The 1,459-nt window shown below is 71.0% G+C and carries 1 protein-coding gene; it reads right to left on the bottom strand.

Features of this window, described 5'->3' with window-relative positions:
• The coding region (locus EAO77_RS38230) for an ABC transporter permease (RefSeq protein WP_147992853.1) at window positions 1–1,355 on the bottom strand (1,355 nt) is incomplete at its 3' end.
• Window positions 1,356–1,459 lie beyond the last annotated feature (104 nt).

Here is a 1,459-nt window from a genome sequence, read left to right as displayed (position 1 = left end):
CGTACAAGGTCATCGGGATCGCCACCGCCGACAGCGGCGACGCCACGGCCGACGTCTACCTGCCGCTCGCCGAGGCGCAGACCCTCGCCGACGCCGCGGACAAGGTGACCACCGTCTACGTCAAGGCCACCGACTCGCAGCGGATCGACGGCATCAAGCAGGCCATCCAGAAGAACATCTCCGGCACCACGGTGACCACGTCCGCCGACCTCGCCGACGAGCCCGTTGACGAGTGCTTCGCCGGCGACCTGCCGGGTGACCCGTCCGCTGCGCCAGCCCAGCGCCTTCAGCGTGCCGAACTCCCGCACGCGGCGGCTGACCGCGGACGACGTGAGCAGTCCGGCCACGAGGAACGCGGCGGCGAGCACCAGGTAGGAGAGCCACTTGCCGACACCGGAGGCGAGGTCGGACGCGGTGGACAGGGAGCCGGAGACCGTGTCGGCGAGGTCGGCGGACGTGGTCACCGTGGTGCCGGAGATGTTCTTCTGGATGGCCTGCTTGATGCCGTCGATCCGCTGCGAGTCGGTGGCCTTGACGTAGACGGTGGTCACCTTGTCCGCGGCGTCGGCGAGGGTCTGCGCCTCGGCGAGCGGCAGGTAGACGTCGGCCGTGGCGTCGCCGCTGTCGGCGGTGGCGATCCCGATGACCTTGTACGCGGTGCCCGAGACGGTGAGGGTCCCGCCGACGGCAAGTTCCTTCTCCTTGGCCCAGGCGCTGTCGAGGACGGCCACCTTGGCCTTCGTCTCGTTCTCCGCGAAGGTGCGCCCGGAGGTGATCTTCGAGGAGGTCAGCGGGCCGAGGTCCTGCTTCGTCACGTCCGTCCCGTACGCGCTGTACGAGTCGACGTCGAACGCGGCGCCGCCGCCGCGCACTTCGCCGCCGCCCTCGCCGCCGGCGCCGCCGGGCCCGCCCTGGCGGGGCGCCTGCTGCACCTCGCCGCGCTTGAACGCGCCGTCGACCTTCATGACGCGGATGCTGAGCCCGCCGACGGCGTCGGCGACGCCGTCCTGTCCCGCGACGTCGGAGACGGTGCTCGCGGCGAGCGACTCGAAGCCCTGGACCATCACGATGTCCTGGCTCTGCTCGGCGTCGTCGTCGCTGTCCTGTGCGTCGAACTCGAACCGGGGCCGCCGCACGGTCTGCCCCTCGCCGGGCGGTTCGGCCGCCTTGGTGACGGTCATGTCGGTGCCGAGTCCGTAGAGGGATTCGAGGACCTTGTCCTGGGCCCGGCTCATGCCGGACGAGACGGAGTTGACGACGATGACCAGGGCGATGCCGAGGGCGAGCCCCGAGGCGACGACGAGCGCCGCCTTCCTGCGGCGGCGCAGCTCGCGCCTGAGGTAGGTGAAGAACATGGCGCGAACGTAGGGGCGCGGTGTGATGGCGGGTTAAGGCCCGGATGAGAGCCGCATGAGTCTTCCCGCATCCGGCGTGTCCGGCACCCGGCACCTCCCCGACC

Source organism: Streptomyces sp. T39 (assembly GCF_008042045.1).
GTDB lineage: Bacteria > Actinomycetota > Actinomycetes > Streptomycetales > Streptomycetaceae > Streptomyces.
The sequence above is the reverse complement of the archived record's forward strand: the minus strand, read 5'-3'. Positions and strand labels throughout refer to the sequence as shown.